Source organism: Sandaracinaceae bacterium (assembly GCA_020633055.1).
Classification (GTDB): domain Bacteria; phylum Myxococcota_A; class Polyangia; order Polyangiales; family Houyiibacteriaceae; genus JADJJE01.
Map to the genome: position 1 here is coordinate 982,742 of JACKEJ010000005.1, position 23,864 is coordinate 1,006,605.

Below are 23,864 nucleotides of genomic sequence, written 5' to 3' on the forward strand. Positions count from 1 at the left end.
CACACCTGCGCGACGATGCGCTTCCAGGCCGTCCGTCGCTCAACGGATGTGCAGGACACGCGGCTCCCCATCGGCGGTGAAGAGGAAGGGGTACTGCTGCTGGACCGTGCGCTGGTCACGGGTGAACCGCAGCCTCCGCAGCGCGCCGCGTAGGCACCGATCGACACGTGGGGCACCCGCGCTGCCCAGCAGCTCGAGCCGCAGTGCCCCCGACCGGAGGACGCGCACGCGAACGCCCGGCGCAGGTTCGGGCACCCTGAACGCAGGGTCGCGAGCCAGCTCCTGCTCGTAGCAGCCGCGGACGGCTCGGGTGATGCGCTGCATCTGCTCGAAGACCTCGCGCGGCACACCGGCGGCGTGGCCATGGCCAGGCACACTCAGCGAGACGCCCAGCACGAGCGCGATGGTCCCAATCGTCCACACCCGATGCTCTCGCCACATGGGACAAGGGTGCCGAACCGGAGCTGCCGCGTCGACCCCCGTGCGCCCGCCCTCGCGGGCCCGTCTTGCCACGCCCCGCGCCGCAGCCTACCTTGAATTAGCCTCATGAATTTGCCCGCACGAAAGCCCGATTGGTTGCGTGTCCGCCTCCCCGCGGGGGAGCAGCAGGCCCAGTTCAACGCGCTGCGGGACGAGATGCGCAAGCGCGACCTGCACACGGTCTGCGAGGAGGCTCGCTGCCCCAACATCTTCGAGTGCTGGGGGCAGGGCACGGCCACCATCATGATCCTGGGCGAGACGTGCACCCGCGGCTGTCGCTTCTGCGCCGTGAACACGGGCGACCCAGGCGGGCTGACCGACCCGCGCGAACCCGAGAACACGGCGCGCGCCCTCGAGGGCATGGGCCTCGCGTACGTCGTGATGACCATGGTGGACCGCGACGACCTGCTGGACGGAGGCGCGGCCCACGTGGCGAAGACCGTGCGGCGCATCAAGGAGCGCAGCCCCGACCTCCTGGTCGAGACCCTGGTGGGAGACTTCCAGGGGGTGCGGCGCGAGGTGGACACGCTCATCCGCGACGGACGCCCGGACGTGTTCGCGCACAACGTGGAGGTGGTCCCGCGCCTGCAGCGCACCATCCGCGACGTGCGCTGCTCGTGGGAACAGAGCGTGAACGTCCTGCGTTGGGCAAAAGAGGCCGGCGCGATCACCAAGACATCCCTCATGGTCGGCCTCGGAGAGACGGAAGACGAAATGCTCAGCGCCATGCAGGCTCTGCGCGAAGCCGACGTCGACGTGTTGACCATCGGGCAGTACCTGCGCCCCACCCCCAAGCACGCCGAGCTGCTGCGCTACGTGGAACCGGAAGAGTTCGACGCGTACGCGGAGGCCGGGCGCGCGATGGGCTTCCAATTCGTGGCCTCGGGTCCCTTGGTGCGGAGCAGCTACCGCGCCGCCGAGGCGTTCTTGCATGGAGTATTGAGAGGCGAGCCGACTGCCGTCGCCGACCGCTACGGTCGCAAGCGCAGCCTGCCGCTGGTGCGCGATCCCTGAACACCCCCACCACCGCGAAGGAGGTCCCCATGCCCCGAGCCCGCCACCTTGCAGCCGTCCCCGCCAACCAGCGCGCGACCGACGAGCAGGAACGTTCTTGGCTGCGGCGCAGGTCTCCATCGGGGCAGTCCGGGGAGCACCCCTCGCCCATCTCGCATGCGCTCAAGCTGCGCCTCTACCGCGGCATGCTGCTCAGCCGGCGCCTCGACGAGCGGCTCATGGCCCTGCAGCGGCAGGGGCGCGTGGGCTTCCACGTCGGGCACCGCGGGGAGGAGGCCGCCATCATCGGGGCCGCCGCGGCGCTGCGCGAACAGGACTGGCTGGTGCCCTGCTACCGCGAGTTCGGGGCGCTGCTGATGCGCGGCGCGCCGCTCTGCACCTACCTGGACCAGATGTTCGGCAACGCCGCCGACACAGGGCACGGGCGCCAGATGCCGGACCACTTCCACAGCCGAGCCCAGCGCTGCCTCTCCGTCAGCGCGCCGATCGGGACGCAGATCCCGCACGCCGTGGGTCTGGCCTACGCGGCCCGTCTGAAAGGCAGGGACGACGTCGCGTTGGTGTTCTTCGGCGACGGCGCCACGAGCAGCAACGACTTCCACGCTGCGCTCAACTTCGCGGGCGTGTGGGGCGCGCCGGTCGTGCTCGCCTGCCGCAACAACGGCTACGCCATCAGCCTGCCGTCCAGCCAGCAGACCGCGTCCAAGGGCTTCGCCTGCAAGGCGGCGGCGTACGGGGTGCGCGGTGTCGAGGTGGACGGAAACGACGTACTGGCCGTGTACGAGGCCACCCGAGACGCACGCGAGGCTGCGGCGCGCGGCGAGGGCCCCACGCTGCTCGAGCTGGTCACGTACCGCCTGGACGCGCACTCGAGCTCGGACGACCCACGCGCCTATCGCAGCGACGAGGAGGTCGCGGCCGCCGCGGCGCGTGAGCCGATAGGGCGCTTCAAGGCACACCTGCTCGCGTGCGGCGCGCTCAGCGAGGCGGAAGACGCTCAGCTTCAGGAGGCTGTGGACGCCGAGGTGCGCGCCGCGCTCGAGGCCGCACGCGCGCGCGAGAAGCCAGCGCTCGACACGCTCTTCGAAGACGTGTACGCGGAGACGCCATGGCACCTCACGCTCGCAGCCCGCGAAGCCGCGCAGACCGCCCGCGGCGGCTCGGCCCACACCCCCGAAGGGAGCGCTGACTGATGGAAATGAACATGGTCCAAGCGATCAACGCGGGGCTGCACCAGGAGATGGGCGCGGACCCGGACGTCGTGGTGCTGGGCGAGGACGTGGGCCGCGTCGGCGGTGTCTTCCGTGTCACGCAGGGGCTGCACGACGCCTTTGGGGAACAGCGGGTGATCGACACGCCGTTGAACGAGAGCGGCATCCTGGGCACCGCCATCGGCATGGCGCTCTATGGCCTCAAGCCCATCCCCGAGATCCAGTTCGCCGACTTCATCTATCCCGGGTTCGACCAGCTGGTCAGCGAGGCCGCCAAGTACCGCTACCGCAGCGGCGGCGAGTACAGCGTGCCCATGGTGGTGCGCACCCCGTTCGGCGGGGGCATCAAGGGTGGCCTCTACCACAGCCAGTCCCCCGAGGCGCTGTTCATCCACACCGCGGGCCTGAAGGTGGTGTGCCCCAGCAACCCGTACGACGCGAAGGGGCTGCTGCGCGCGAGCCTACAAGACCCGGACCCGGTGCTCTTCTTCGAGCCCAAGCGCGTGTACCGCGCCGTGAAGATGGAGGTGCCGGAGCACGCCTACGAGGTGCCGCTGAGCAAGGCCGCGGTGGTGCGCGAGGGCAGCGACGTGACCGTCGTCGCGTGGGGCGCGATGCTCTACGAGGCGCTGGCGGCGGCGGAGCAGGTGCGCGGTGACGACGGCCTCGACGTGGAGGTGATCGACCCGCGCACCCTCTGGCCCCTCGACCTCGACACGGTGCTCGAGAGCGTGCGCAAGACCGGTCGCCTGGTGATCGTCCACGAGGCCCCGCGCGCTTGTGGCTTCGGCGCCGAGCTGGTGTCGCTGGTGTGCGAGAACGCGTTCGTGCACCTCGAGGCCCCGCCCCAGCGGGTGACCGGCTTCGACACCCCCTTCCCCTACGCCCTCGAGGACGACTACCTCCCGCTGGCCCATCGCATCGCCCCCGCGTTGCGCGAGACGGCGCGGTTCTGAGACCCATGAGCACCGACTACCTGTTCAAGCTGCCCGACCTCGGCGAGGGCATGACCGAGGGCGAGATCGTGGAGTGGCACGTTGTCGTGGGTGACCACGTGGAAGAGGACGGCCCGATGCTGGAGGTCATGACCGACAAGGCCACGGTCAGCATCGGCGCCCCGTGTGCAGGCTGGGTGCGGGAGCTGCGCTTCGGCCCCGGCGACATCGCCAAGGTGGGCGAGGTGCTGGTGGTGATCGGGCGGAGCGACGCGGAGGACGCGTCGACCGCGCCGACGCGGGCCGCGAGCGTGGACGATGCCCCGCGACGGACGGCGGGCGGATCGCCGACGGGGTCAACGGGCGGTGCGACCCCTGCGGCGCCCGCCGCGACCGCTGTGGGTGATCTGCGCGATGTCCTCCCCGGCGCGAGCTACTTCCGAGATCGGGTAGCACACGAGGGTGACCTCGCCCCCGGGCGCTCCGACGGTGCGTCAGGCGACGCGTACTTCGAGGCCAAGCCGCTCGCCACCCCCGCCGTCCGCGCGCTGGCGAAGGAGCTGGACGTGGACCTACGCCACGTGCGCCCCAGCGGCGCGCTGTCCCGCGTCCTCGAGAGCGACGTGCGGCAGCACGCCGCAGCATCGAACGCGGCTGCCGTAGCCAGCGAGCCGTCGACCGTCCCGCGTCATGGTCAGCCGTCGAACGACCGGAGGCGCGGTGCTGCAGTGGTCGCGCCCCCCTTGCCACCTCCGCACCCGGATGACGTTCGGCGACCGTTCGTCGGGGTGCGACGCCGTATCGCGGACCGCCTGCAGGCTTCGGTCCGCAGCGCCGTCCACTTCACGTTCGTCGAGGAGGTGGACGTGGAGCCGTTGATCGCGCGGCGGGCAGCCCTTCAACCGCAGGCCGCGGCGGTGGGCGTGAAGCTCACGTTCATGCCGTTCATCGTGCAGGCCGTGGTGCGCGGGCTCGCCGCTCATCCGGTGCTCAACAGCTACCTGGACGAGGGCCGCAACGAGCTCGTGACCCGCGGCGCCCAACACATCGGCGTGGCAGCCGCGACCGACGCGGGGCTGCTCGTCCCCGTCGTGCGCGACGCGAACACGCTCGACCTCCTCGCGACGGCGCGCGAGATCGAACGATTGGCCGAGGGCGCGCGCGTCGGTTCTCTCCGGAGCGATGAGCTCTCGGGGAGCACGTTCACGGTCTCGAGCCTCGGAAAGCTCGGTGGGCTGCTGGCGACGCCCGTGCTCAACTACCCGGAGGTCGGGATCCTCGGGGTGCATCGCATCAAGGACAAGCCCGTGGTGCGCCACGGCGCCGTGGTGCCCGGCAAGCTCATGATGCTGAGCTTCAGCTTCGACCACCGCGTCATCGATGGGCACGTGGGCGCTAGCTTCGCCTACGCGGTCATCGACGCGCTCGAGCACCCCGCGTCCCTGCCCTGATTCGCGTGTTGTGCGCGCCGGGAGCGCGACGCGCCGCCCGGAAACCCGAGCGGCCTGCGACGGGAGCGCGACGCGCCGCCCGGAAACCCGAGCGGCCTGCGACGGAAGCGCGACGCGCCGCCCGGAAACCCGAGCGGCGCGCGCCGTTCCTCCCAGTGCGCGGTCAGCGGCAGACGCCGTCGACGCAGCTGTCTCCTGGCGTACTGCAGTCCTGGCTGAGCATGCAGTTGGAGGTCGCTTCGTTGCTGGTCACGCAGAAGTTGTTCTGACAAACGCGGAACTGGACGTCGAAGCTGAGGCACTCCTGGCTGGTGTCGCACGGGGTACGACACACGCCACCGACGCAGGGGCGCCCTGGCTGGCACTGGGCGCTGCTGGTGCAGAAGGGTTGCGGCCGGTCGTCGTAGACGCACACGCCACCCGAGCAGTATTCGTCCGAGTTGCACGCGGAGTCGTTGGTGCAGCCGGTTTCGCATACGGAGTCGATGCAGATCTCGCCAGCGTCGCAGTCGCCGTTGTCCTCACACTCCCCCGTGACGGGCGGCAGGTCCACGCAGACCATGTCTTCGCAGGTCTGACCGGCGGGGCACATCGCCGAGGACTCGCATCCCTCACGGCACTCGCCGTTGACGCAGATGCGACCGCCACCGCACTCGTGGCTGAAGTGGCAGACGGTGCTGTCGGCGCGGCACTCACCGTCGATGCAGGTGAAGCCACTTGCGCACGGGGCGGTCGCCGAGCACTCACAGGCCGCGCCGCCACAGCCGTTGTCCACCTGGCAGACGCCATCGACGCACACGAGCCCCTCGCCGGTCGGGCAGTCCGAGTTACGCGTGCATGTGCCGGGGTTCGGGACGGGGACGGGCTCGGTGGGGTTCAGGCACACCCCATCGCGGCAGACGGTGCCCATCGGACAGTCGCTGTCGTCACCGCACTCCGTCACGCACCCGACGTCCGTACAGTGGCGCCCCTCGCTGCACTCGTAGTCGCCGTTGCACCCCGGGCGAGGAGGGCCCTCGATGGGGCGGCAGCCGAGGCCGTCACACAGGAAGCACCCGTCGGCGTCGCAGTAGTAATTCTCGGAGCGACAGCCCGACGTGAAAGCGGCCGTAGCCAGGAGAACGAGCATCAGAGCGTACGTGTGGCGCATGGTAGTCTCGAGCAGATCCACGATCCGTGCCAGCTCTCGGGCAGTCGGCCCAACGAGGCGAGCACTCGCGCAGGATAGCCTTAACTCGACCGCCTGCGCGATCTCTGGGGAATACGTCGCCAGCGAGGCGCGACGCGAGCCGGATCGGCGGTGCACACCGCCAGAGACGCGCGTGAACCCCCGTTCACGTACATCCGACCGTGGAATCGGTGACACGGTGAAAGTAGATTCGTCGAGCAAGAGCGGATAGACTCACCGATATGGGCAACGATGACTTCTCGGACGAGCGCACCATCGTGGGTGACCCGAGCGCGATCGTGGCCCAGATCGCAACGGAGAGCGTGCGCGAGAACGCGTACGTCATCGTGATCGCCGGGCCCAACGTGGGCGAGATGTACCGGCTGCCTCGCGGGGAGGCGACGGTCGGACGCGGCAGCGACGCGACGATCCACTTGCCGGACAACGAGATCTCGCGGCTGCACGCCAAGATCATCAACCGGGGCGAGACCGTCATCGTGGCGGACAACAACTCGACCAACGGGACGTTCGTGAATGGGCATCAAGTCCGGTTTCACGCGCTGCAAGACGGGGACAAGATCCAGATCGGCACCACGACGATCTTGAAATTCAGCTACCACGACGCCCTCGAGGAGAAGTTCCAGCGTCAGATGCTGGAGTCGGCCCTGCGTGACGGCCTGACGGGCGCGTTCAACAAGAAGTACTTCAGCGAACGGTTGACCGGCGAGGTGGCCTTTTCGCTCCGGCATGGGACGCCAGTGGCGCTCATGCTGTTCGACATCGACCACTTCAAGCCTGTCAACGATACCCACGGACACTTGGCCGGTGACTCCGTCCTCGCGACGTTCGCGGAGCGGGTGAGCAGCATGATCCGGCGCGAGGATGTCTTCGCGCGATACGGCGGCGAGGAATTCGCCGTGCTCAGCCGCGGGCTCGACATCCCCTCCGCGCGTTCCTTCGCGGAGCGCATCCGCCAGCTCATCGCAGACTACGAGTTCGTCTTCGACGACGCGGCCATCCCCATCACCGTCAGCGTTGGCGTCGCGGGGATGCCGGAGCTGACGGTGGAGCAGCCGACGGACCTCGTGGCGGCAGCCGACCAAGCGCTCTACGCCGCGAAGCGCAACGGGCGCAACCGCACCGAGGTCTACGCCGGCAAGTGATGCCCCCGTGTCGTCGCCACGCGCGCGGGGGACGCAGGTTGACGCGGCTGCGCCGGACCCGCAGGCTCCCGCCCCTGTGACCGAAGCCCTCGCCCAGCAGCTCAACCGCGGTGCCCGTGGGCACCGTCGTATCCACTTCGAGTCGCGCGTGCCGTTCGGGCCGGGGCTGTCGCTCGCACGCTACCGTCTCGGCAACGGGCTGCGAATCTACGTGCTGCCGGACGCGAGCGCCCCCGTGGTGAGCTACCAGACGTGGTTTCGGGTGGGCTCACGCGACGAGGACCCCGGCAAGACGGGCCTCGCCCACATGTTCGAGCACCTCATGTTCTTCGGCACGACCAACCACCCCAAGGGCGAATTCGATCGGCTGCTGGAGGCGTCTGGGGCGGAGAACAACGCGTCCACCTGGACCGACTGGACGCAGTACCACGAGAACCTCCCCAAGGGCGCGCTGCCCTTGGCGATCGCCCTCGAGGCCGACCGCATGGCCAACCTGCACCTCGAGCCGGACGAATGGGCCCGCGAACGCGAGGTGGTGCGCAACGAGCGCAGCCAAGCCGTGGACGACGACGTCTACGGGGCCGCCTCGGAGCAGCTCTGGTCGCTGGCGTTCGCGAAGCATCCCTACGGGTGGCCTACCATCGGCTGGGCGCGCGACATCGAGGCGTACACACGGGCCGACTGCCTCGCTTTCTATCGTCGCTGGTACGCCCCGAACAACGCGACCGTCGTGGTCGTCGGGGACGTGACCGAGTCCGATGTGCTGGCGCGCGTGCGTGACGCGTACGGCGCACTGCGCCCGTCGCGCATCGAACGGCGCCCGACGCCGGTGGCACCCGCGCTGCGCGCCGATCGGAGAAAGACCCTGCGCAAGCCCACCCCAACGGCCAAGCTGCTCATGGGATATCGTGCGCCGGGACTGACCGACCCCGACAGCATCGTGCTGGGGGTGCTGCGCGAGTTGCTCACCGGCGGTTTGAGCGGCCGCCTGACGCGGGCGATGACGCGTGAGACCGAGCTCGCGTCGATGGTCTACGCGAGCGCCGCACCGTTCCGTGAAGGCACGCTGTTCGAGATCTACGCCGACCTTCGCGAAGGGGTCACGACCGAGGTCGCCGAGGCCCGGGTGGTGCGGGAGCTGCAGCGCCTGGCGAGCGAGCCGGTGAGCGCTCGCGAGCTGGACAAGGTGCGCCACCAGGCTGAGCTGTCCTTCCTGACCAGCATGGAGACGGCGGCAGGCAAGGCCGAGCAGATCGGGTTCTACGACGCCGTGCTGGAAGACCCGAGCGCCGTGTTCGCGCGGGCCGAGGCCTACCGGACAATGCGCCCAGAAGACGTGATGCGCGTCGCCCGACGCCTGTTCGATGCACGCGCACGCGTCGTCGTCGCCGTCCAGCCGACCGAGCCGAATCCCAAGCCCAGGCAGCGGACGCGTCGCGCGCAGGAGGAGACGCGCGTATGAGCCCGCTGCGGTTCGCGTGCGAGCGCACGCAGGTCTTGGGCATGCCCATCTTCCTCGAGTCCAGCCACACCCTGCCGGTCGTGGACGTGGCCGTGCGTGTCGCCGCCGGCGCGGAGTTCGACCCCGAGGGCATGGAGGGGCTGGCGCGCCTGACGCTGAAGACCCTGCGCGCCGGCCCACGTGGGATGTCCGAGCGGCGCACCGAGGAGCAGCTCGCGGGGCTCGGCGCGCGCCTGCACGTAGCCACGACGCGGCGCTCCCTGCGCATCTCGGGGTCCGTGCTGACCCGCCAGCTCGCGCCCTTCTTCGCGCTTCTCTCACGCATGTTGCGCGAACCGGCCCTGCGTGGCTCGGACCTCTCGCGTCAGCGGCGCGAGACACACGCCATGCTGATGGCCCAGCTCGACGACGACGACGCCTTGGCCGCACGTCACGTACGCAAGCTGGCGCTGGGAGCGCACCCGTTCGCGCGCAGCACGGTCGGCGTCGACGCGTCGCTCGCGCGCATCGACGCCGCTCGGCTCCGGGGCTTTTTGGACACGCACCTGCGCCGCGGCAATCTCAGCTTCGGCTTCGCAGGGGACATCGGCGCAGGGCAGGCCGAGGCCCTGGTGCGCGAGCACTTCGGTGACCTCCCCGGAGGTCGCAGTCGACGACCTGGCATCCCTGCCACCAAGCTCCCTCGCGGCCGCCACGTGCGCATCGTGGACAAGCCCGAGCGGACACAGACCCCCATGACCTTCAGCGCGCTCGGGTCGCACCTGAAGGACCCGCTCCTGGACGCACTGATCGTCGCCAACACCGTCTTCGGCGGCACGTTCGCCAGCCGCCTGAACAACGAGCTGCGCACCAAGCGGGGCTTCACGTATGGCGCCAGCAGCCAGCTGGGGCGGGCCGAGAAGCGCGAGCTGTGGTCGATGCACAGCGCGCCCGAAGCCGAGCACACGGTCGCCTGCGCACAGCTGCACCTGGATCTGCTGGAGCGCTGGGTGGAGCGAGGCGTCACGCAGCGCGAGCTCAACGCGGCGAAACGCTTCCTCGCCGGAAGCTACGCGTTCGACGTGGAGACGCCGAGCAAGCGCCTCGACCTGCGACTGGACCGCCACTCCGTTGGCCTCGACCCCGACGCGTTCGTTCACTACCCCGCGCGCATGCTGGCCGTCACTCTCCAGCAGGCGAACGACGCGCTACGCGCGCGCATCACGCCGGACCACCTGGCGCTGGTGGTGGTCGCCGAGGCGCCGCGCGTGCAAGAGCAGCTCGCGCAACTGAAGGGGGTGCGTTCGGTCGAGGTGCGGCCCTACACCCAGCCCGCCGACTGACGAGGGGCTCAGGACGTCGAGCACTCGACGACGGTGGGGCTCAGGACGTCGCGCACTCGACGACGGTGGGGCTCAGCACACGGACCACGTCCACACCGCGGAGCGTGACGAGGAACCCCCGCGCGCCTCCGTTGATGAACAGTCGAGGCAACGCGAGAACGGACGCTGGGGCGAACACGGGGAGCGGCCGCTTCAACCCGAACGGCGACGTGCCGCCGACCTTGTAGCCGGTGTGACGCTCGGCGACGGCCGGATCGCAGGCTCGCACCAGCTTGACGCCGAGGTGGCGTGCGAGCGCCTTGGTCGAGACGCTCGCGTCACCGTGCATCAGGGCAACCAGGGCGCGCGCGCGCTCGTCCTCGAGCACGATCGTCTTGATGACGATGTGCTCCGGGACGCCGAACGCTGCCGCGCTTGCCGCCGTCCCGCCGCGCTCCACGTAGTCGTAGAGGTGTCCCTCGTAGGTCACGTTGGCCGCACGCAACGCGCGCACGGCCTGCGTGACGGGGTGCTTGGCGGACGACATGTCAGGGTGTCGGGAGCGGCGAGACCAGCTCCGCGGGGTGGTCCTCGTCGAGACCTCGCTCTGGGGGTAGGTCGCCACGCGGATCGCTCGTGGTCACGTCTAGCGTGATGGGATTCACGTAGGCGCTGCCCGCGGACTCCGTCACCGTGAACACCTCGGTGCTGGGCTCGATCTGCGCGTCGCCGTTCAGGTCCACCAACACGTCCACGCTGTAGCGCTTGGTGGGCAGCGCGAGACCGCGCAGCTCCAAGCTGAAGGTCGGGCCACCGCCCGTGTCGTCACGCCGGTAGAGGCCGACGACCCGCCGCAGGTTGAGATCCGCGTCGTGCTCCACCAGGTGGGCCTCCACGAAGCCGATCGTGGCGGGCAAGCCCGTCAGGGTGAGATCGAGCGTGTTGCCCTCCTCGATGGGGTTGTCGATCTCGACGAACGGCGACACGTGCGAGAAGCAGTTGAGCCCGTCCGCTTCGCAGTTGGAGTCGAACGCGCACACGTCCTCGGACCGCCAGGAGTGATCCGTGCCGCGGATCGGGCTCGTCTGGACCAGCCCGTCGTCGTTGTCGTCTGCCCAGAAGTTGAGCGCATGAGGCCCTTCGCCAATGGCGTTCGGCATGAAGAAGCTGCGGTCGGGGACCACCAGGTTGTCGATGATGGCCATGGCGCGCAGGACCGGCGGGTCCTCTCGGGTGACCGCCTGGAAGTACACGGGGTCCTCGATGTGGGGCGCGAACAGCACGACGTTGAGCTGCATGTCGCAGCCGATGTCGTCCGCGCTGACGTAGCTGTCGAGGTCGGCGACGATGGTGCAGCCGAGCGTGCAGGGCGCGAGCAGCAGGCCGACGAGGAGGGTGCGAAAAGACTTCATCAGAAGGTCACCTGCACGTTCATGTTGCATCCCGCGGGGCCACACCCGCCCATCACCTCCGTGCGACGCGCCGTCGAATCGTCCTCGTCCTCGTCAGCGTAGCGACGCCGCTGGACGAGGTACAGCACGAGGCCCGTGACGGCCGTGGCTCCGCCGACGCCCAATAGGACGTCGGTGGCGATGGTGCGGCGTCGCGCCTGATCGCGCGTGCTGTCGAGCGGGAACCCGCTGACGCAGACGTTCCCCGGGCAGTTGTCCTCGAGGTCGGCCAGGCTCGTGGTCTTGGCGACCACGCCCATGATGACGCCGCCGACGAGGACACCCGCGCCCGCGCCGAGGATGATCAACGGGGTGGGGTTGCTGCGCTGCGCATCACGCTCGCGCTGATTGCGCAGGCGATCGGCAGCTCGCCGCTGCGCCTCGGCCTCCTGCGCGGCGCGAGCGTTCTCTGCCTCCAGGGCGGCGCGCTCCTCTGCGCTCATGTTGGCGATGCGGCGCTGCTCCGCCAGCGTCTCCTCCATCGCGGCGAGCCGCTGTTCGAGCACGGCGCGATCGCCGGCATCTGGGCTCTGAGCGAGGTACTGCCGAAGCCGGTCCACCGCCTCGGCCACGTGTCCTGCGTCGCGATGCGCCAGGTACGCGTTGTAGAGCAGCTGCGGTCGCCCCGAGAGTTCGTAGGCGCGGTCGAACTCGGCGGCCGCCTCGTCGAAGCGGCCCTCGCCATACATCAGCTGCCCGACGCGGAAGTGAGACCGCGCGCTGGTCTCGCCTTCGCCCGCGAGAGGGGTCGGGGTGGTGACCTCATCCTCCATCTCGGCGGGCTGGGCTGCGGCGGTCACAGGGCCGAGGCTCGTCAAGAGGGCCACATGAGCGAGCCAACGGAGCGTGGGTGGGCGCGACTGGCGCATGAAAGACATCCAAAGAAACAAAGGCATGAGGCTCCGTGAATACGGCGCTGCACCCTCGGTGGATCAGCGCGCCCACAGAATCACCGACCAGCGCCGTGACGTAAAGTCTGCTGCAGCGTATGTGCTCCATCTGCGCTGCTGCACAGACTGAGAGCGAGCTCACGCCGCCGCTGGCGCCAACCCGGCGGACGCATCACGGGCTGCCCTGCGCTCGCTGTCGCGACGCTCGCGGTCGGTCCCGAGGTAGGGCTCGCGCGTCCCCATCACGTGGTCGAAGAACGGATGAGTCACGCACCAGTTGGCGTTCTGGTTGGGACCCATGTGGTGGTCGTAGTGCCACGGGAGGTGCTCCTTGGCCCACGCGATGTCCAAGTGGGAGCGACGGTGCTTCACGTAGTAGTTGGCCGCGCTGTACCACATGGTACCCACGAAGAACGGAGCCACCGGGAACAAGGGGGCGACCACCGCCGCGCCGAGCGCCAGCGCGACGACCTCTTTGCCTTGACCGTTCGCTCGGAACGGGTGCGTGGCGTAGTCCTCGTCGTAGTGGTCGTGCTTCCGCACGTTGCGGTGATGCTCGTGCCAGTGGAACGCCCACACGGAAGACTTGTGCCGACCCAGGCCGTGCAGCACGTGCTTGTGCACCAGCCACTCCGTGGCGTTGGCGGCGAGTAGTCCGAGGGGGATTCCGAGCATGGGTCACATCCTTCCGAGGGTGGGTCGCGCAAAACTGCGACCATGTGGTCATGTATTTATGATGACTAGCACGTCAGAGTTTGTCAATGGGGCCGTCGCCGAATCGTTTGGTATGCTCCCGGGCCATGGCATCCCCCCATAAAATTCCCAAGGAACGTCCGGGCCCTGTCGGGGGCAAGCGAGACCAGAACCGCCGCGAGCGGACCGCCGGGCTCGTGAACGCGGGCCTGCAACAATTCCTACAGCGCGGTATCGAGACGGTGACGATCGACGAGATCACCCGCGAGGCCGGCGTCGCAAAGGGCAGCTTCTACCGCTACTTCGACGACAAGGAGAACCTGGTCGCCGCGATCATGAACCCGTTCGCTCAACAGGTGCGCGACGCCATGAAGGCCTGCCACGGGGCACTCTCCATCGCGAAGACCGACGCGGACGTGACCGCGGCGTACATCGCGCTCGGTGCACACATCGCGATCGCGGCGAGCACCATGCAGGACGTGGTGCGGCTGTACTTGCAAGAGCACCGCGCGCCCTCCGTCGGAGCGCGGGCGTGCATCGGCGAGCTGTCGCGCGAGATCTCGGATGCCGCCATCGCGCTGTCCCAGGTCGCGGTGGAGCACGGCTTGATCGATGTGCAGGATCCGCGCGTCTCGGCCACGGCGGTCGTCGGTGCCGTGGAGGCGCTGGGGCTGATGTACCTCGACGGGCGCATCGAGCTCTCCCCTGCCGACTTGGGCGCGATGCTGGTGCGCATCGTGCTCGACGGAATCCGCGCGCGCGGCGGGTGACGCCAGCGCGAGCGACCCGGCGCACGGGATTGGCGTGAGGCGCAACGGGGCGTCGCAACTTTCCCTTTCCGAGCGCTTCGGGTCACACTTGGCCGAGCACATGAGAGCACCCCTCTACGCACGTGGAGCCGCCGCCGCGGTGGCCGCCGCGCTGACGCCCATGAGGGCGCTCGCGCAGAGCAGCCCTGGCCCCGATGGGGGCGTTCCGGCGAGCCTGGAAGCGCTCCATGACGCCGGACCTCCCATCGCTGCTGGGGCGACGGACGCGGGGCTTCAGCTGGCGCATGCCGCGGCCGCCGCCAGTCACGGCGCCGACGCGGCGAGTGAAGCGGCGGGCCCAGGCGGGACGTTCACCGTGGTGGTCGGGTTCCTCGCGGTGAGCATCTGCTACCTGTTGGCGGACACCGTGGTGGAGCGCATTCAGCGGCGCTTCCTGGTGCTGGCCGGCGTGCAGTTCCTGTTGCTCGGATACCTCCTGGGTCCGCAGGTGCCGTGGGTCCCGGCGTTGAACAACCTCGGCTCCATCTTCCCCGTCATCGCGCTCGCCGCGGGCTGGGTCGGTCTGCTGCGCGGTACGCAGTTCGACACCGAAGAGCTGCGCGCCTCGACCGGTGCCACCTGGTCCATCGTGTTGCTGCACCACGTCCTTGCCGGCGTCCTGACCGGGGGCGTCGCGTACTGGCTGTTCATGAGCGGCTTCGTCGGCGAGGTCGACGAGCGCAGCGCGAAGGTGTGCGCCTCGGTCATCGCGTGCTGCGCCGCTGCCGACTCGGCGGCCCCCTTCGAGCTGCTGGGTCGCCGCTATCTGATCCAAGGCCACCTCGCACCCCTGCTCAGCCGCGCCGCGCGCTTCGGCGACGTCTTGGTGATCATCGTGTTCAGCGTCGTCTTCGCGGTCTTCCACGGCAACTCCGAGGGCACGGGGGACGCGGCCGAGTGGTGGCTCATCACGCTGGGCCTGGGCGCTGGTCTCGGCGCGTTGTTCACGCCGTTCATGGGCGCGGACGAATCCGAGAACGGCCGCTTCCTGGCGCTGGTGGGCATCATCACGTTCGCGTCGGGCGCCGCCTACTTCCTGCGCCTGAGCCCGCTGGCGGTGAACGTGGTGCTGGGCATCTTCCTGGTGAACCTGAGCAAGAGCGGGCGCAGCATCCGGGCCACGCTGCAGAGCACCGAGAAGCCCATGGCGCTCGTGCTCATGATCCTCGCCGGCGCGCTGTGGAAGCCCTCCCCGTGGCTGCCGACCCTGGTGGGTCTCGCCGCGTTCGTGGCGCTGCGCCTGGTGGGCAAGTGGCTGGGCAGCTGGGTCGGCGCCCGTGGCAGCGATCTGCGCCGCGATCTGTATCGCGGGCTCCTGGCCCATGGCTCCGTCACCGTGGCGATGGTGGTCTCGTTCCGCCTGGTGTACGAGCGCGTGTTCCCGAACAGCGTGGCGATCGACATCGCCTACTCGGTCATCCTGGGCTCCGTCATCCTCAACGACCTGGTGGCGCCACGCGTGTTGCGCGCGCTGCTGGTCGACGCGGGTGACTTGGACCGCGAGCTGGCGGACAGCGCAGATGCCGACAAGGACGGCGACGGCATCCCGGATGGCGAGCAGGACGGAATGCTGTCCGGCATCGTCCCGGTGGGGGTGGCCATCTCGCTGCCGCGCCCGCCGCAGCTGCCACGTGAGAGCGCCCGCCCGCACGAAGACGAAGACGACGACACGGAGAAGGACGGCTACTGATGTACATCGTCGTGATAGGCCTGGGCGAAGTCGGCCGACACCTACTGAGCGTGCTCGACCACGAGGGACACGACGTCGTCGCCGTGGACGCTTCCGCCGAAGCCGTGGCGTATGCGGAGGAGCACTACGACGTGGCCAGCATCATGGGCTACGGCGCCAGTCAGGACGTCCTCGACCGCGCCGGTGTCGCCCGCGCCGACATCGTCGTCGCCGTGAGCAACCACGACGAGGTCAACTTGATCGCCGCGCTCGCTGCCAAGCAGCTGGGCGCGAAGCAGGCCGTGGCGCGCGCGCAAGGGGATGAGTGGGCCAACTGGACCGAGGGCATCCGCTATGGGTTGCTCGGCGTGGACGTCGTCATCAACCCGCGCGTGCTGGTGGCGCAGGAGCTGGCGCGCGTCGCTCGCTCACATGGCGCGAGTGACGTCATCGACCTCTCGCAGGACCGCGTGGAGCTGGTGCAGATCGAGCTCGCTGGCGAGTCGCGCCTCTTCAACAAGGCGCTGAAGAGCATCGACATGCCGACCAACGCGCTGGTCGCGGCGATCGTCCGCGACGGGGTGCTCGAGGTGCCTGGCGGCGACGACGTGTTTCAGAAGGGCGACCGCGTGTACCTGATCGGCTCGCCCGACGGCGTGCTCTCGGCCGAGCGCTTGTTCAGCCGCACGCGCGAGGCGCGGCGCGTGTGCATCGTCGGCGGTGGCGTGGTGGGCAAGTCGCTGGCGCGCGAGCTGAAGCGCTCGGGCGCGAAGGTCATGCTGATCGAGAAGGACCGTGAGACCGCGGAGGCCATCAGCGTGGAGCTGGACGGAATCGACGTGGTACACGGCGACGGCACGCACCAAGGGCTGCTCGAAGAGGAAGAGGTGGACACCTACGACCTCTTCTGCGCGGTGACTGCCATGGACGAGGTCAACCTGATGGCGTCCCTGCTCGCGAAGCGCATCGGCTGCCACCGCACGGCCGTGACGGTGCAGCGCGCCGACTACGTGCCCATCTACAAGCAGCTGGGCATCGACATCGTGCTCTCGCCGCGCACCGTCGCGAGCGACCACATCCTCCGCTTGTCACGCGGCGGGGTGCTGCACAGCCTGACGGTGCTCGAGAACGGACAGGCCGAGGTGGTGGAGCTGACGGTGAGCTCGCACAGCCCGGCCGTCGGGCGCGAGCTGACCAAGATGCGCGACCTGCTGCCGCATGGCGCCCTGCTGGGGGCCATCATCCACGGCGACCGCGTCGTCATCCCGCGCGGCAGCACCAAGCTCACCGCCGGTGACCGCGTGATCGTCATGACCAAGAGCCACGCGCGCAAAGCGGTCGAGCGCCTCTTCCGTCCGAGGCACACTTGAAGCGCGAGCGCCCCGTGAACCTGCGACGTCTCCGTCAGAGCGGCGCCCTCGCGCTGTTCGTGGGCGCGTTCGTGCTCGGCTACGCCGTCCTGGCAGGCCTGTTCGACGGGCTGCCGCTGGCTCGGAGCGAGAGCACGCTCTTGCTCGTCGGCACAGCCTCGCTGGTCTACGGCCTCGTGGCGCGTCACAACGAGCGCGACTACCGCGCCGTGTTCCGACCGGCCGGTGCGGTGGTGATCGGCCTCGGCGCTTGCATCTGGCTGTGCCTGGTGCTGGCGTTCTTCTTCGAGTTGGCGGACCCCGACCCCGACCTGCCGAGCGCCACGCAGGGCTATGTGGCGCTGGGCCTGGCTGGCGGCACGGCGCTGGTGCTGGGCGCCGTGATGGTATGGATCGGCGAGGTCCGGAAGCGCACCAACTTCTCGCGCCGTGAGGCCATCCTGGCGGTATGCCTGATCTGGGTCGCCGCCAGCCTGGTGGGCGGACTGCCGTTCCTTTACGGCGCGCGCATGAGCGCGACCGACTCGTTCTTCGAGGCGGTGAGCGGGCTCACCACCACCGGCGCCACGGTCATCACCGACATCGAGACGCGCCTCTCGCGCCCGCTCCTCCTGTGGCGCTCCGTGATCCAGTGGCTGGGCGGCATGGGCATCGTCGTGTTGTTCGTGGCGGTCTTCCCGAACGTCGGCGTGGGCGGCAAGCACATGTTCCGCGGCGAGGTCCCGGGCGCCACGTCGGAGGGTCTGCGCCCACGCATCGCAGAGACCTCCGTCGCGCTGTGGAAGCTCTACGCGGCGCTCACCGTGATCCTGTGGGTCGCGTTGCGCATCACGGGCATGAGCACGTTCGACGGCCTGTGCCACGCGCTCACCACGATGAGCACGGGGGGCTTCTCGACCCTCGACAGCTCGATGGGGGGCTTCCAGAACCCGGCGGCCGAGTACGTGGTGGGCATCTTCATGGTCATCGCCAGCGTGAACTACGCGCTGTACTACGCGCTGCTGCGCGAGCGCTCCCCCAAGCGCCTGCTCCACAACGTGGAGTTCAAGGTGTTCTTGGTGATGGTGGTCGGCGCCACGCTGGCGCTGACCGCCATGTTGCGCAGCAGTGGCGTGCACGCGGACCTCGAGCTGGCGTTCCGCCGCTCGCTGTTCCTTGTGGGCACCACCGTCTCGTCCACGGGCTTCGGCACGGACAACTACACCGTCTACACCTCCCCTGCGTTCGGCCTGATGGTGTTCATCATGTTCATCGGCGGCTGCAGCGGGTCCACGGCCGGGGGCATCAAGGTCGAGCGCGTGGTGCTGTTGTTCAAGCAGTCCGTAGCGCAGGTGAAGAAGAGCTTCCGCCCCAGCTCCGTGCTCAACGTGCGCATGGGTCGCGCCGTGGTGCAGAGCGAGATCCTGGCCGACGTCGCAGCCTTCTTCTTGATCTACATGGGGTGCATGGCCGGCGGCGCCTTCGTGGTGTGTTGGATCGAGCACTGCCCCGTGCCCACCAGCTTCGGAGCGATGCTCACCACGCTCAGCAACATGGGCCCCAGCCCCTTCCACGACCTGCCCTGGGCGGCGGGGGCGGACAACGCCGCCATCGTGCACTCGGACAACTTCGCCCACTACCAGCCCGTCACCAAGGTGGTCTTCTGCTTGAGCATGCTGCTCGGCCGCCTCGAGTTCTTCACCATCTTCGCGCTGTTCGTGCCAGGGTTCTGGAAGCGTTGACATGAGCGGTCACGGCACACACGCGGCCCCGCGCCGGCACGAAGGACGCTCACTACGGCAGCTGCTGATCGTCGTCGCGCTCGTCGTGGTGCTGGTCTACCTGCACCAGTGGGCGGGCAGCGCGATGTTCGGCGACCTCGACCCCACGGCCATGTTGGCCCTCGGGTTCGTGGTGCTGGGCAGCTACACCATCGGCGCGCTGGCCGAGGTGGTGCGCCTGCCGCACATCACCGGATACTTGCTGGCGGGCCTGTTCTTCGGGCCGTCCATCGCGCACTCGCTGTTGCCCGCGCTCGCGTCGCTGCTGGGCTTCGGCGCGCCCTGGCCACCGTTCGATCGTGGCGTGCTCAACGAGAACGTCGTCCACCAGCTGAAGCTCTTCGACACGCTGGCGGTCGCCCTCATCGCCATCAGCGCGGGCGGCGAGCTCAAGCTGAACGCCTTGCGCGAGGGGCTGCGCGCCATCGTGGGCATCATGCTCGGGCAGTACGTGCTCGTGATGTTGGTCATCACGGGCTTCGTGGTCGCCATCAGCGGTGTGTTCCCCTCCATCGCGCTCCCCGGGCTGACGGTCCCCACGCCGGCCGCGGCGATCGGCTTCGGCATCCTCGTCAGCGCCATCTCGTTCGCCACGTCGCCGTCGGCGACCTTGGCCGTCATCAACGAGACCGGGGCCTCGGGCCTGATGAGCCGTACCGTGCTCAGCTCCGTCGTCCTCAAGGACGTGGTGGTCATCGTCACGTTCGTCGTGGGTAAATACGTGGCGGCCACCATGCTGGGCGCCGAAGTGGAGGACATCGGGCCGTTCTTGGTGCAGCACGTCGGCGGCGGCGTGGGGCTCGGCATCGTGCTCGGCGTGGGATCGCTGTTCTACCTACGCGTGCTCGGCAAGGAGCTGCTGCTCTTCATCGTCGGCCTGGTCTACACGGCCACCTTCGTCGCCGAGCAGCTTCACGCGGACAAGATGCTGATGTTCCTGATGATGGGCTTCATCATCGGCAACTTCAGCAAGGCCGGAGAGCAGCTGATCGAGAAGGTGGAGCAGCTCGCGCTGCCCACGTACGTGGTCTACTTCACCCTCGCAGGCGCGGGGCTGCACCTCGACCAGCTGCTCGCGACGCTCACCTTCGCGCTGTCGCTGGTCGTGCTGCGCGCCATCGCCATGTACTTGGGCGTTCGGTTCGGGGGTGGTATCGGGCGCGCGGATCCCGCCACCATGCGGTACGGCTGGCTCGGCTTCCTGGCCCAAGCGGGCGTGTCACTGACGTTGGCCAACCAGCTGGGGGGCCTGCACGGCGACATTGGCGTGGCGCTCGGCACGATGGTCATGGGCGGCATCGCGGTGAACGAAGTGCTGGGGCCCGTCCTGTTCAAAGTGGCCATCAGCCTCGCGGGGGAGGGGCGCGCTGCCCCCACGGAGGAGAGCGACGACATCCCGCACCTCAGCGTGCCACCTCCGCCATCGAGCAGCGTGCATCCCGCGCCCATCGGTAGTGACGCCCCCCCCGACGACGACGCGCTCCGAACGTGGCCCGAGCAGGAACGCAAGAACCCATGGGGCAAGTCACTCCACTCGGGCTCGGCGTCGCTGGATCAGCGCGTACGGGACCTCGAGCTGGACCTGCACGCGATCGTGCGCGACGTCTCGTCTGGTCCGCTGCGCGAGTGGCGCGCGGACGGAGAGGCGTACCTGCGCGCCCTGCGGCGAGAGTTCCTCCGGCACCACCGGCGCATGACGGTGCGCGCGCGCACGAGCAAGAGCGAGAACCCCGCCGAGGCAGCCGCTGCGCTGCGCAGTGAGCAGGCAGAGCTGGCCGAGCGCTGGCGTGGCATCGTGTTGGGCCGCGGCGCACGCATCACTCAGGTCACCTGGCAGCCCGAGGACATCGTCGAGGCGCTCGACACCATCGTGGCGGCGCTGCCACAGACGCTGACGGTCCCGTACGACCCGCAGAGCTTCACTGGGCGTAGCGACGAGACGCTGTTCCAGTCCGCGCAGCGGGGTCTGCTCGTGACACGTCGCGCTGCGCTGCGCGTGCTTGGCCAGCCCGAGCCAAAGCGCGAGCTCGCGCTGCGCGACCTGGGACGCTTTCACTTGAGCGGCACGGCGCCCGACAAGCTCCAAGCGCTCATCGCGCTCTTCGTGCAAGGGGACCGCCACCTCGCCAACCGCACCCGCAGCATCTTCGACGCCATCGTGCGGGGCTACGATCAGCTGGCGACGCAGCTGGATCAAGAAGTGCAGCTGCTCGAGGCCCAGAGGGCGCGCAGCGCGCGACGAGCCTCCGAGAGCGCCTCCGCGTCCCCCGCCACCGACGCCGAGACCACCCCCGTGCTCCCCGAGGGCACGCCCGCGGAGGGGATCCCCCTGCTCGGTATCGGCGGCCCTCCGAGCAGCGAGCTGACGCGGCTCTCGTCCAGCCCACCGCCCCCGGCCATCGACGTGGAGGCGCGCCTGAAGCTGCTGCGCGCGGACATCGAGGAAGAGCTCGCCATCGGGCTCGAGGAGGTGCGCCGCATCGCGCAAGACGGCACGCTGCGCACCGCCACGGCGCTGGCCAACGGGCTGAAGGCCTTGAAGCGCGACACCGCCATCTATGGCACCTACCACCTACCGGCGCGCAAGCGCCGCAGCAGCCGCGTGTTCGCGCGCCGGCTGCGCGCCATCGAGATGCTCAGCGCCGACATCGTGGCGCACCGCCGCGCGAGCTCCGCCACCTACGGCATGCTCGCGATGGAGCTGGAGCTGGTGGGGCTCGAGGCCCGCGTGAAGGACGTGATGCTGGACCACAGCCAGCGCCTCGAGGGTGAGCTGCAGCGCCGCGTGCACCAGAAGGTGGAGCGCGTGCAGCAGTCCATGGCGGACGCCATCCACAGCTTCCACCACGCGCTCGCCACCGAGCAGGCGGGGGAGAGCCTGGCTGCGCAGGTTCGCCTGCTGACCGAAGACACCGAGCGCACCGCCGCGGAGGCCAGCCGCGTGGTGCTGCAGCTGCACGACGAGCTGCGTGACGAATCGAAGGTGGCCCCCCTGCTGGACGCCCTGACGGTCTCGGCGAGCGCGCTCACCAATCGGTACGACGTGCTCGAGGGGCACGTGGGCACGGGCGAGTGGAAGCTACCGGCCGCGCTCGAGCCTGTGGAGGTGGCGTTCCGCGACATCGTCCAGGCGCGCATCGACGCGCACATCGGGCCCGAGCTGCGCGCCACCACGCACGAGATCGCGCGCCAGGTGCAGCCACTGCTGGCCGCGCTGCAGGACCTGGAGCGCAAGCTGGCGTTCAACACCGAGCTGGCCACCAGCGAGCTCGACGTCGTCGCCGACGAGAAGATCCCACGCGAGGTGCGCGAGCTGCTGGCGGAGATGATCGGCGGCCCGCTCGAGCGCCACAAGTCCATCATCGACGACTTCGTGCAGCGCTCGGCCGAGTGGCCCGCGGAGTTCGGCGCGCGCCTGCGAGACGCCGTGAAGCAAGAGCTGCGCGAGCTCCGCAGCCTGCTGGCCGACGGTGAGTTCTCCCGAGCGCGCCTGCGCGAATTCCGGCGGGAGACCGAGAGCCGCAAGCTCCGCCACCGCGCGGAGCAGCTCCCTGGGGCGCTCCAGCGCCTGCGCCGGCAGTTCTCTCGCTCGGTGCGCGTGGTCGCTGGGGAGGAGCGCTTCGAGCGGTGGCGCGAGACGCTGGGTCTGCGCGGGGTGGTCCGGTCCACCGCGCTGGACCCCAAGTCGTTTGCCGCGCCGGCGCCTCGCGCCGACCTGCCGGTCATCTACCGGCGCCTTTTCTCGGCGGACACCATGGAGGCTGGCGACGTCCTCTTGGGCCGGGAGCGCGAGATCCACCACGCGCAGGAGATCCTCTCGCGCCGCGTGAAGGGGCGCATGCGCAGCGTGGCGCTGGTCGGTATCGACGGGGTCGGCAAGGCCGCCGTGTCCAACGCCATCGTGCGCACCGGGCGCTTCAAGCAGGTTCGCCGCGTGACGCTGAGCGCCCCCTCGGACGCGAGCGTGTTCGAGGAGGTCGTGCGCGCCGGCTCCGAGGGGCAGCTGGTCGTGGTCGACGGCGTGCACTGGTTGCTCAGCGCAGAGCCCGGCGGCTTCGAACCGCTGCGTCGCTTCGCGGACATCGTCATCGCCGATGGCGGACGGCACGCGTGGCTGCTCCACGCCGACGAGGTGTTCTTCCGCTACGCGAGCAGCGTCGCGCCGCTGGCCGACGCGTTCCCCGACCGCATCCGCCTCGAGCCCCTCTCACCCGAAGCGCTGCGCGGCGCCGTCATGGACCGCTCGAGCCACAGCGGGCTCGGCACGTCGTTCGAGCGCGTCGAAGGCGACTCCCGCATCGAAGAGTGGCTGGCACGCTCGGCCAGTCGCCTGCGTGGACCGATGGACCACTACTTTCAAGAGCTGCACGCGGCCAGCGGCGGACTGGTGCGCGATGCGCTGCGGCTGTGGCTGGCGTCCATCCGCGGCGTGCAGAACGACGAGCTGGTGCGCGTCGGGCGCGTGCCCCCCTCCGCCTACGCGGCCCTGTCGCGACTCGCCGACGACGTCCTGATTACGCTCTACCAGATCCACAGGCAGGGCTGGATGCACCCGCGTGTGCTGGCGCACCTGTTCCGCGTGGACCAGGGCGCCGCGCACGCTGAGCTGGCGCGGCTGGCGCACCTGGGGCTGTTGGAGGAGCAGGACGGGCAGGTGTACCGCGTAGAGGTCCACCTACGCGGCGCGCTGGCGCGTGTGCTCATCGAGAAGGGGTGGGTCCGATGAAGCGCGGGCGCACATCCATGCGCGGTGCAGCGTGTGCATTCAGGCGGCTCACTCCGCGGGGCGCTCCGCTGCTCCTGCTCCTGGTGGCGTGGACGGTGGCCCCCGTTGCGAGCAATGCGCAGACCCCCGCGCCGGCTGCACCGGAGAACGGGGGCGGGGCGACCGAGGCCCCGGCGCGCGCCCCGGCTCGCACGCCTGCGCGGCGTCGACCGTCCGCGCGCGCGGACGCGGGGGTAGCGACGCCACCGACGTCCGAAGGTGGCGCGGCGAACGCGGGCGGATCCAGCGGCGGCGAGCCCGGGACCTCCCGC

General features: G+C 69.5%; 17 protein-coding genes and 1 pseudogene. 12 read left to right on the plus strand and 6 right to left on the minus strand.

The features are described from left to right. Positions 1–39: 39 nt before the first annotated feature. On the minus strand, positions 40–441 hold the full coding sequence (locus H6726_09040; GenBank protein MCB9657777.1) for a hypothetical protein: 402 nt from the start codon (positions 439–441) through the stop codon (positions 40–42). Between the two features lie 105 nt (positions 442–546). Here H6726_09040 and lipA point away from each other — a divergent pair, with 105 nt between their 5' ends. From lipA to H6726_09060, 4 genes are read left to right on the plus strand one after another with little or no spacing between them, the layout of a single operon-like run. Continuing rightward, complete coding sequence (gene lipA / locus H6726_09045) at positions 547–1,494, plus strand: lipoyl synthase (protein ID MCB9657778.1); 948 nt, start codon at positions 547–549, stop codon at positions 1,492–1,494. A 29-nt stretch (positions 1,495–1,523) separates the two neighbouring features. Continuing rightward, positions 1,524–2,687 carry a thiamine pyrophosphate-dependent dehydrogenase E1 component subunit alpha gene (locus H6726_09050; protein ID MCB9657779.1) on the plus strand — a complete coding sequence of 388 codons (1,164 nt, stop codon included), beginning with the start codon at positions 1,524–1,526 and terminating at the stop codon, positions 2,685–2,687. Beyond that, positions 2,684–3,661, plus strand: coding sequence for an alpha-ketoacid dehydrogenase subunit beta (locus tag H6726_09055; GenBank protein ID MCB9657780.1), 978 nt, complete (start codon positions 2,684–2,686; stop codon positions 3,659–3,661). Before H6726_09050 ends, H6726_09055 begins: the two co-directional genes overlap by 4 nt. A 5-nt stretch (positions 3,662–3,666) precedes the next feature. After that, a complete protein-coding gene (locus H6726_09060; protein ID MCB9657781.1) occupies positions 3,667–5,091 on the plus strand; it encodes a 2-oxo acid dehydrogenase subunit E2 in 1,425 nt (474 codons plus the stop codon). A 163-nt stretch (positions 5,092–5,254) separates the two neighbouring features. Here the strand turns inward: H6726_09060 and H6726_09065 are convergent, their stop codons facing one another. After that, on the minus strand, positions 5,255–6,220 hold the full coding sequence (locus H6726_09065; GenBank protein MCB9657782.1) for a hypothetical protein: 966 nt from the start codon (positions 6,218–6,220) through the stop codon (positions 5,255–5,257). Between the two features lie 281 nt (positions 6,221–6,501). Here H6726_09065 and H6726_09070 point away from each other — a divergent pair, with 281 nt between their 5' ends. The 3 genes from H6726_09070 to H6726_09080 all read left to right on the plus strand — a co-directional run bounded on the left by H6726_09070 (position 6,502) and on the right by H6726_09080 (position 10,206). Next, positions 6,502–7,422: a GGDEF domain-containing protein gene (locus tag H6726_09070; protein ID MCB9657783.1), complete on the plus strand. Its 921-nt coding sequence runs from the start codon at positions 6,502–6,504 to the stop codon at positions 7,420–7,422. A 76-nt stretch (positions 7,423–7,498) separates the two neighbouring features. Further along, positions 7,499–8,884, plus strand: a complete 1,386-nt coding sequence (locus tag H6726_09075) for an insulinase family protein (GenBank protein MCB9657784.1) — start codon at positions 7,499–7,501, stop codon at positions 8,882–8,884. Further along, on the plus strand, positions 8,881–10,206 hold the full coding sequence (locus tag H6726_09080) for an insulinase family protein (GenBank protein MCB9657785.1): 1,326 nt from the start codon (positions 8,881–8,883) through the stop codon (positions 10,204–10,206). The genes H6726_09075 and H6726_09080 overlap by 4 nt, the downstream gene beginning before the upstream one ends. 40 nt (positions 10,207–10,246) lie before the next feature. Here the strand turns inward: H6726_09080 and H6726_09085 are convergent, their stop codons facing one another. From H6726_09085 to H6726_09100, 4 genes and pseudogenes are all read right to left on the minus strand, one after another. Beyond that, positions 10,247–10,732 (minus strand): aminoacyl-tRNA deacylase, encoded by a 486-nt coding sequence (locus H6726_09085; GenBank protein ID MCB9657786.1) that lies wholly within the window; start codon positions 10,730–10,732, stop codon positions 10,247–10,249. A gap of 1 nt (position 10,733) precedes the next feature. Then, a complete protein-coding gene (locus H6726_09090) occupies positions 10,734–11,597 on the minus strand; it encodes a hypothetical protein (GenBank protein ID MCB9657787.1) in 864 nt (287 codons plus the stop codon). Further along, positions 11,597–12,505: a tetratricopeptide repeat protein gene (locus H6726_09095; GenBank protein MCB9657788.1), complete on the minus strand. Its 909-nt coding sequence runs from the start codon at positions 12,503–12,505 to the stop codon at positions 11,597–11,599. Before H6726_09095 ends, H6726_09090 begins: the two co-directional genes overlap by 1 nt. A 246-nt stretch (positions 12,506–12,751) precedes the next feature. Further along, positions 12,752–13,201: pseudogene (locus H6726_09100) on the minus strand (hypothetical protein). 125 nt (positions 13,202–13,326) lie between these two features. Between H6726_09100 and H6726_09105 the strand changes: the two are divergent. The 5 genes from H6726_09105 (at position 13,327) to H6726_09125 (ending at position 23,553) form a co-directional block, all read left to right on the plus strand. Then, the gene (locus tag H6726_09105; protein ID MCB9657789.1) at positions 13,327–13,989 is read left to right on the plus strand and encodes a TetR/AcrR family transcriptional regulator; all 663 of its coding nucleotides are present in this window, start codon (positions 13,327–13,329) and stop codon (positions 13,987–13,989) included. 100 nt (positions 13,990–14,089) lie between these two features. Then, a complete protein-coding gene (locus H6726_09110) occupies positions 14,090–15,718 on the plus strand; it encodes a hypothetical protein (protein MCB9657790.1) in 1,629 nt (542 codons plus the stop codon). After that, positions 15,718–17,067 carry a Trk system potassium transporter TrkA gene (gene trkA / locus H6726_09115; protein MCB9657791.1) on the plus strand — a complete coding sequence of 450 codons (1,350 nt, stop codon included), beginning with the start codon at positions 15,718–15,720 and terminating at the stop codon, positions 17,065–17,067. Before H6726_09110 ends, trkA begins: the two co-directional genes overlap by 1 nt. A gap of 14 nt (positions 17,068–17,081) precedes the next feature. After that, entirely contained in the window at positions 17,082–18,788 is a 1,707-nt protein-coding gene (locus H6726_09120) for a hypothetical protein (GenBank protein ID MCB9657792.1), read from the plus strand. Between the two features lies 1 nt (position 18,789). Continuing rightward, the gene (locus tag H6726_09125) at positions 18,790–23,553 is read left to right on the plus strand and encodes a cation:proton antiporter (protein ID MCB9657793.1); all 4,764 of its coding nucleotides are present in this window, start codon (positions 18,790–18,792) and stop codon (positions 23,551–23,553) included. Positions 23,554–23,864 lie beyond the last annotated feature (311 nt).

Excerpts from the sequence above, each read along its gene's own strand:
- H6726_09085 (MCB9657786.1), bottom strand. The coding sequence starts at position 10,732 with ATGTCGTCCGCCAAGCACCCCGTCACGCAGGCCGTGCGCGCGTTGCGT.
- H6726_09065 (MCB9657782.1), bottom strand. The coding sequence starts at position 6,220 with ATGCTCGTTCTCCTGGCTACGGCCGCTTTCACGTCGGGCTGTCGCTCC.
- H6726_09050 (MCB9657779.1), top strand. The coding sequence starts at position 1,524 with ATGCCCCGAGCCCGCCACCTTGCAGCCGTCCCCGCCAACCAGCGCGCG.
- trkA (MCB9657791.1), top strand. The coding sequence starts at position 15,718 with ATGTACATCGTCGTGATAGGCCTGGGCGAAGTCGGCCGACACCTACTG.
- H6726_09090 (MCB9657787.1), bottom strand. The coding sequence starts at position 11,597 with ATGAAGTCTTTTCGCACCCTCCTCGTCGGCCTGCTGCTCGCGCCCTGC.
- lipA (MCB9657778.1), top strand. The coding sequence starts at position 547 with ATGAATTTGCCCGCACGAAAGCCCGATTGGTTGCGTGTCCGCCTCCCC.
- H6726_09110 (MCB9657790.1), top strand. The coding sequence starts at position 14,090 with ATGAGAGCACCCCTCTACGCACGTGGAGCCGCCGCCGCGGTGGCCGCC.
- H6726_09095 (MCB9657788.1), bottom strand. The coding sequence starts at position 12,505 with ATGCGCCAGTCGCGCCCACCCACGCTCCGTTGGCTCGCTCATGTGGCC.
- H6726_09105 (MCB9657789.1), top strand. The coding sequence starts at position 13,327 with ATGGCATCCCCCCATAAAATTCCCAAGGAACGTCCGGGCCCTGTCGGG.
- H6726_09080 (MCB9657785.1), top strand. The coding sequence starts at position 8,881 with ATGAGCCCGCTGCGGTTCGCGTGCGAGCGCACGCAGGTCTTGGGCATG.
- H6726_09070 (MCB9657783.1), top strand. The coding sequence starts at position 6,502 with ATGGGCAACGATGACTTCTCGGACGAGCGCACCATCGTGGGTGACCCG.
- H6726_09125 (MCB9657793.1), top strand. The coding sequence starts at position 18,790 with ATGAGCGGTCACGGCACACACGCGGCCCCGCGCCGGCACGAAGGACGC.
- H6726_09040 (MCB9657777.1), bottom strand. The coding sequence starts at position 441 with ATGTGGCGAGAGCATCGGGTGTGGACGATTGGGACCATCGCGCTCGTG.
- H6726_09060 (MCB9657781.1), top strand. The coding sequence starts at position 3,667 with ATGAGCACCGACTACCTGTTCAAGCTGCCCGACCTCGGCGAGGGCATG.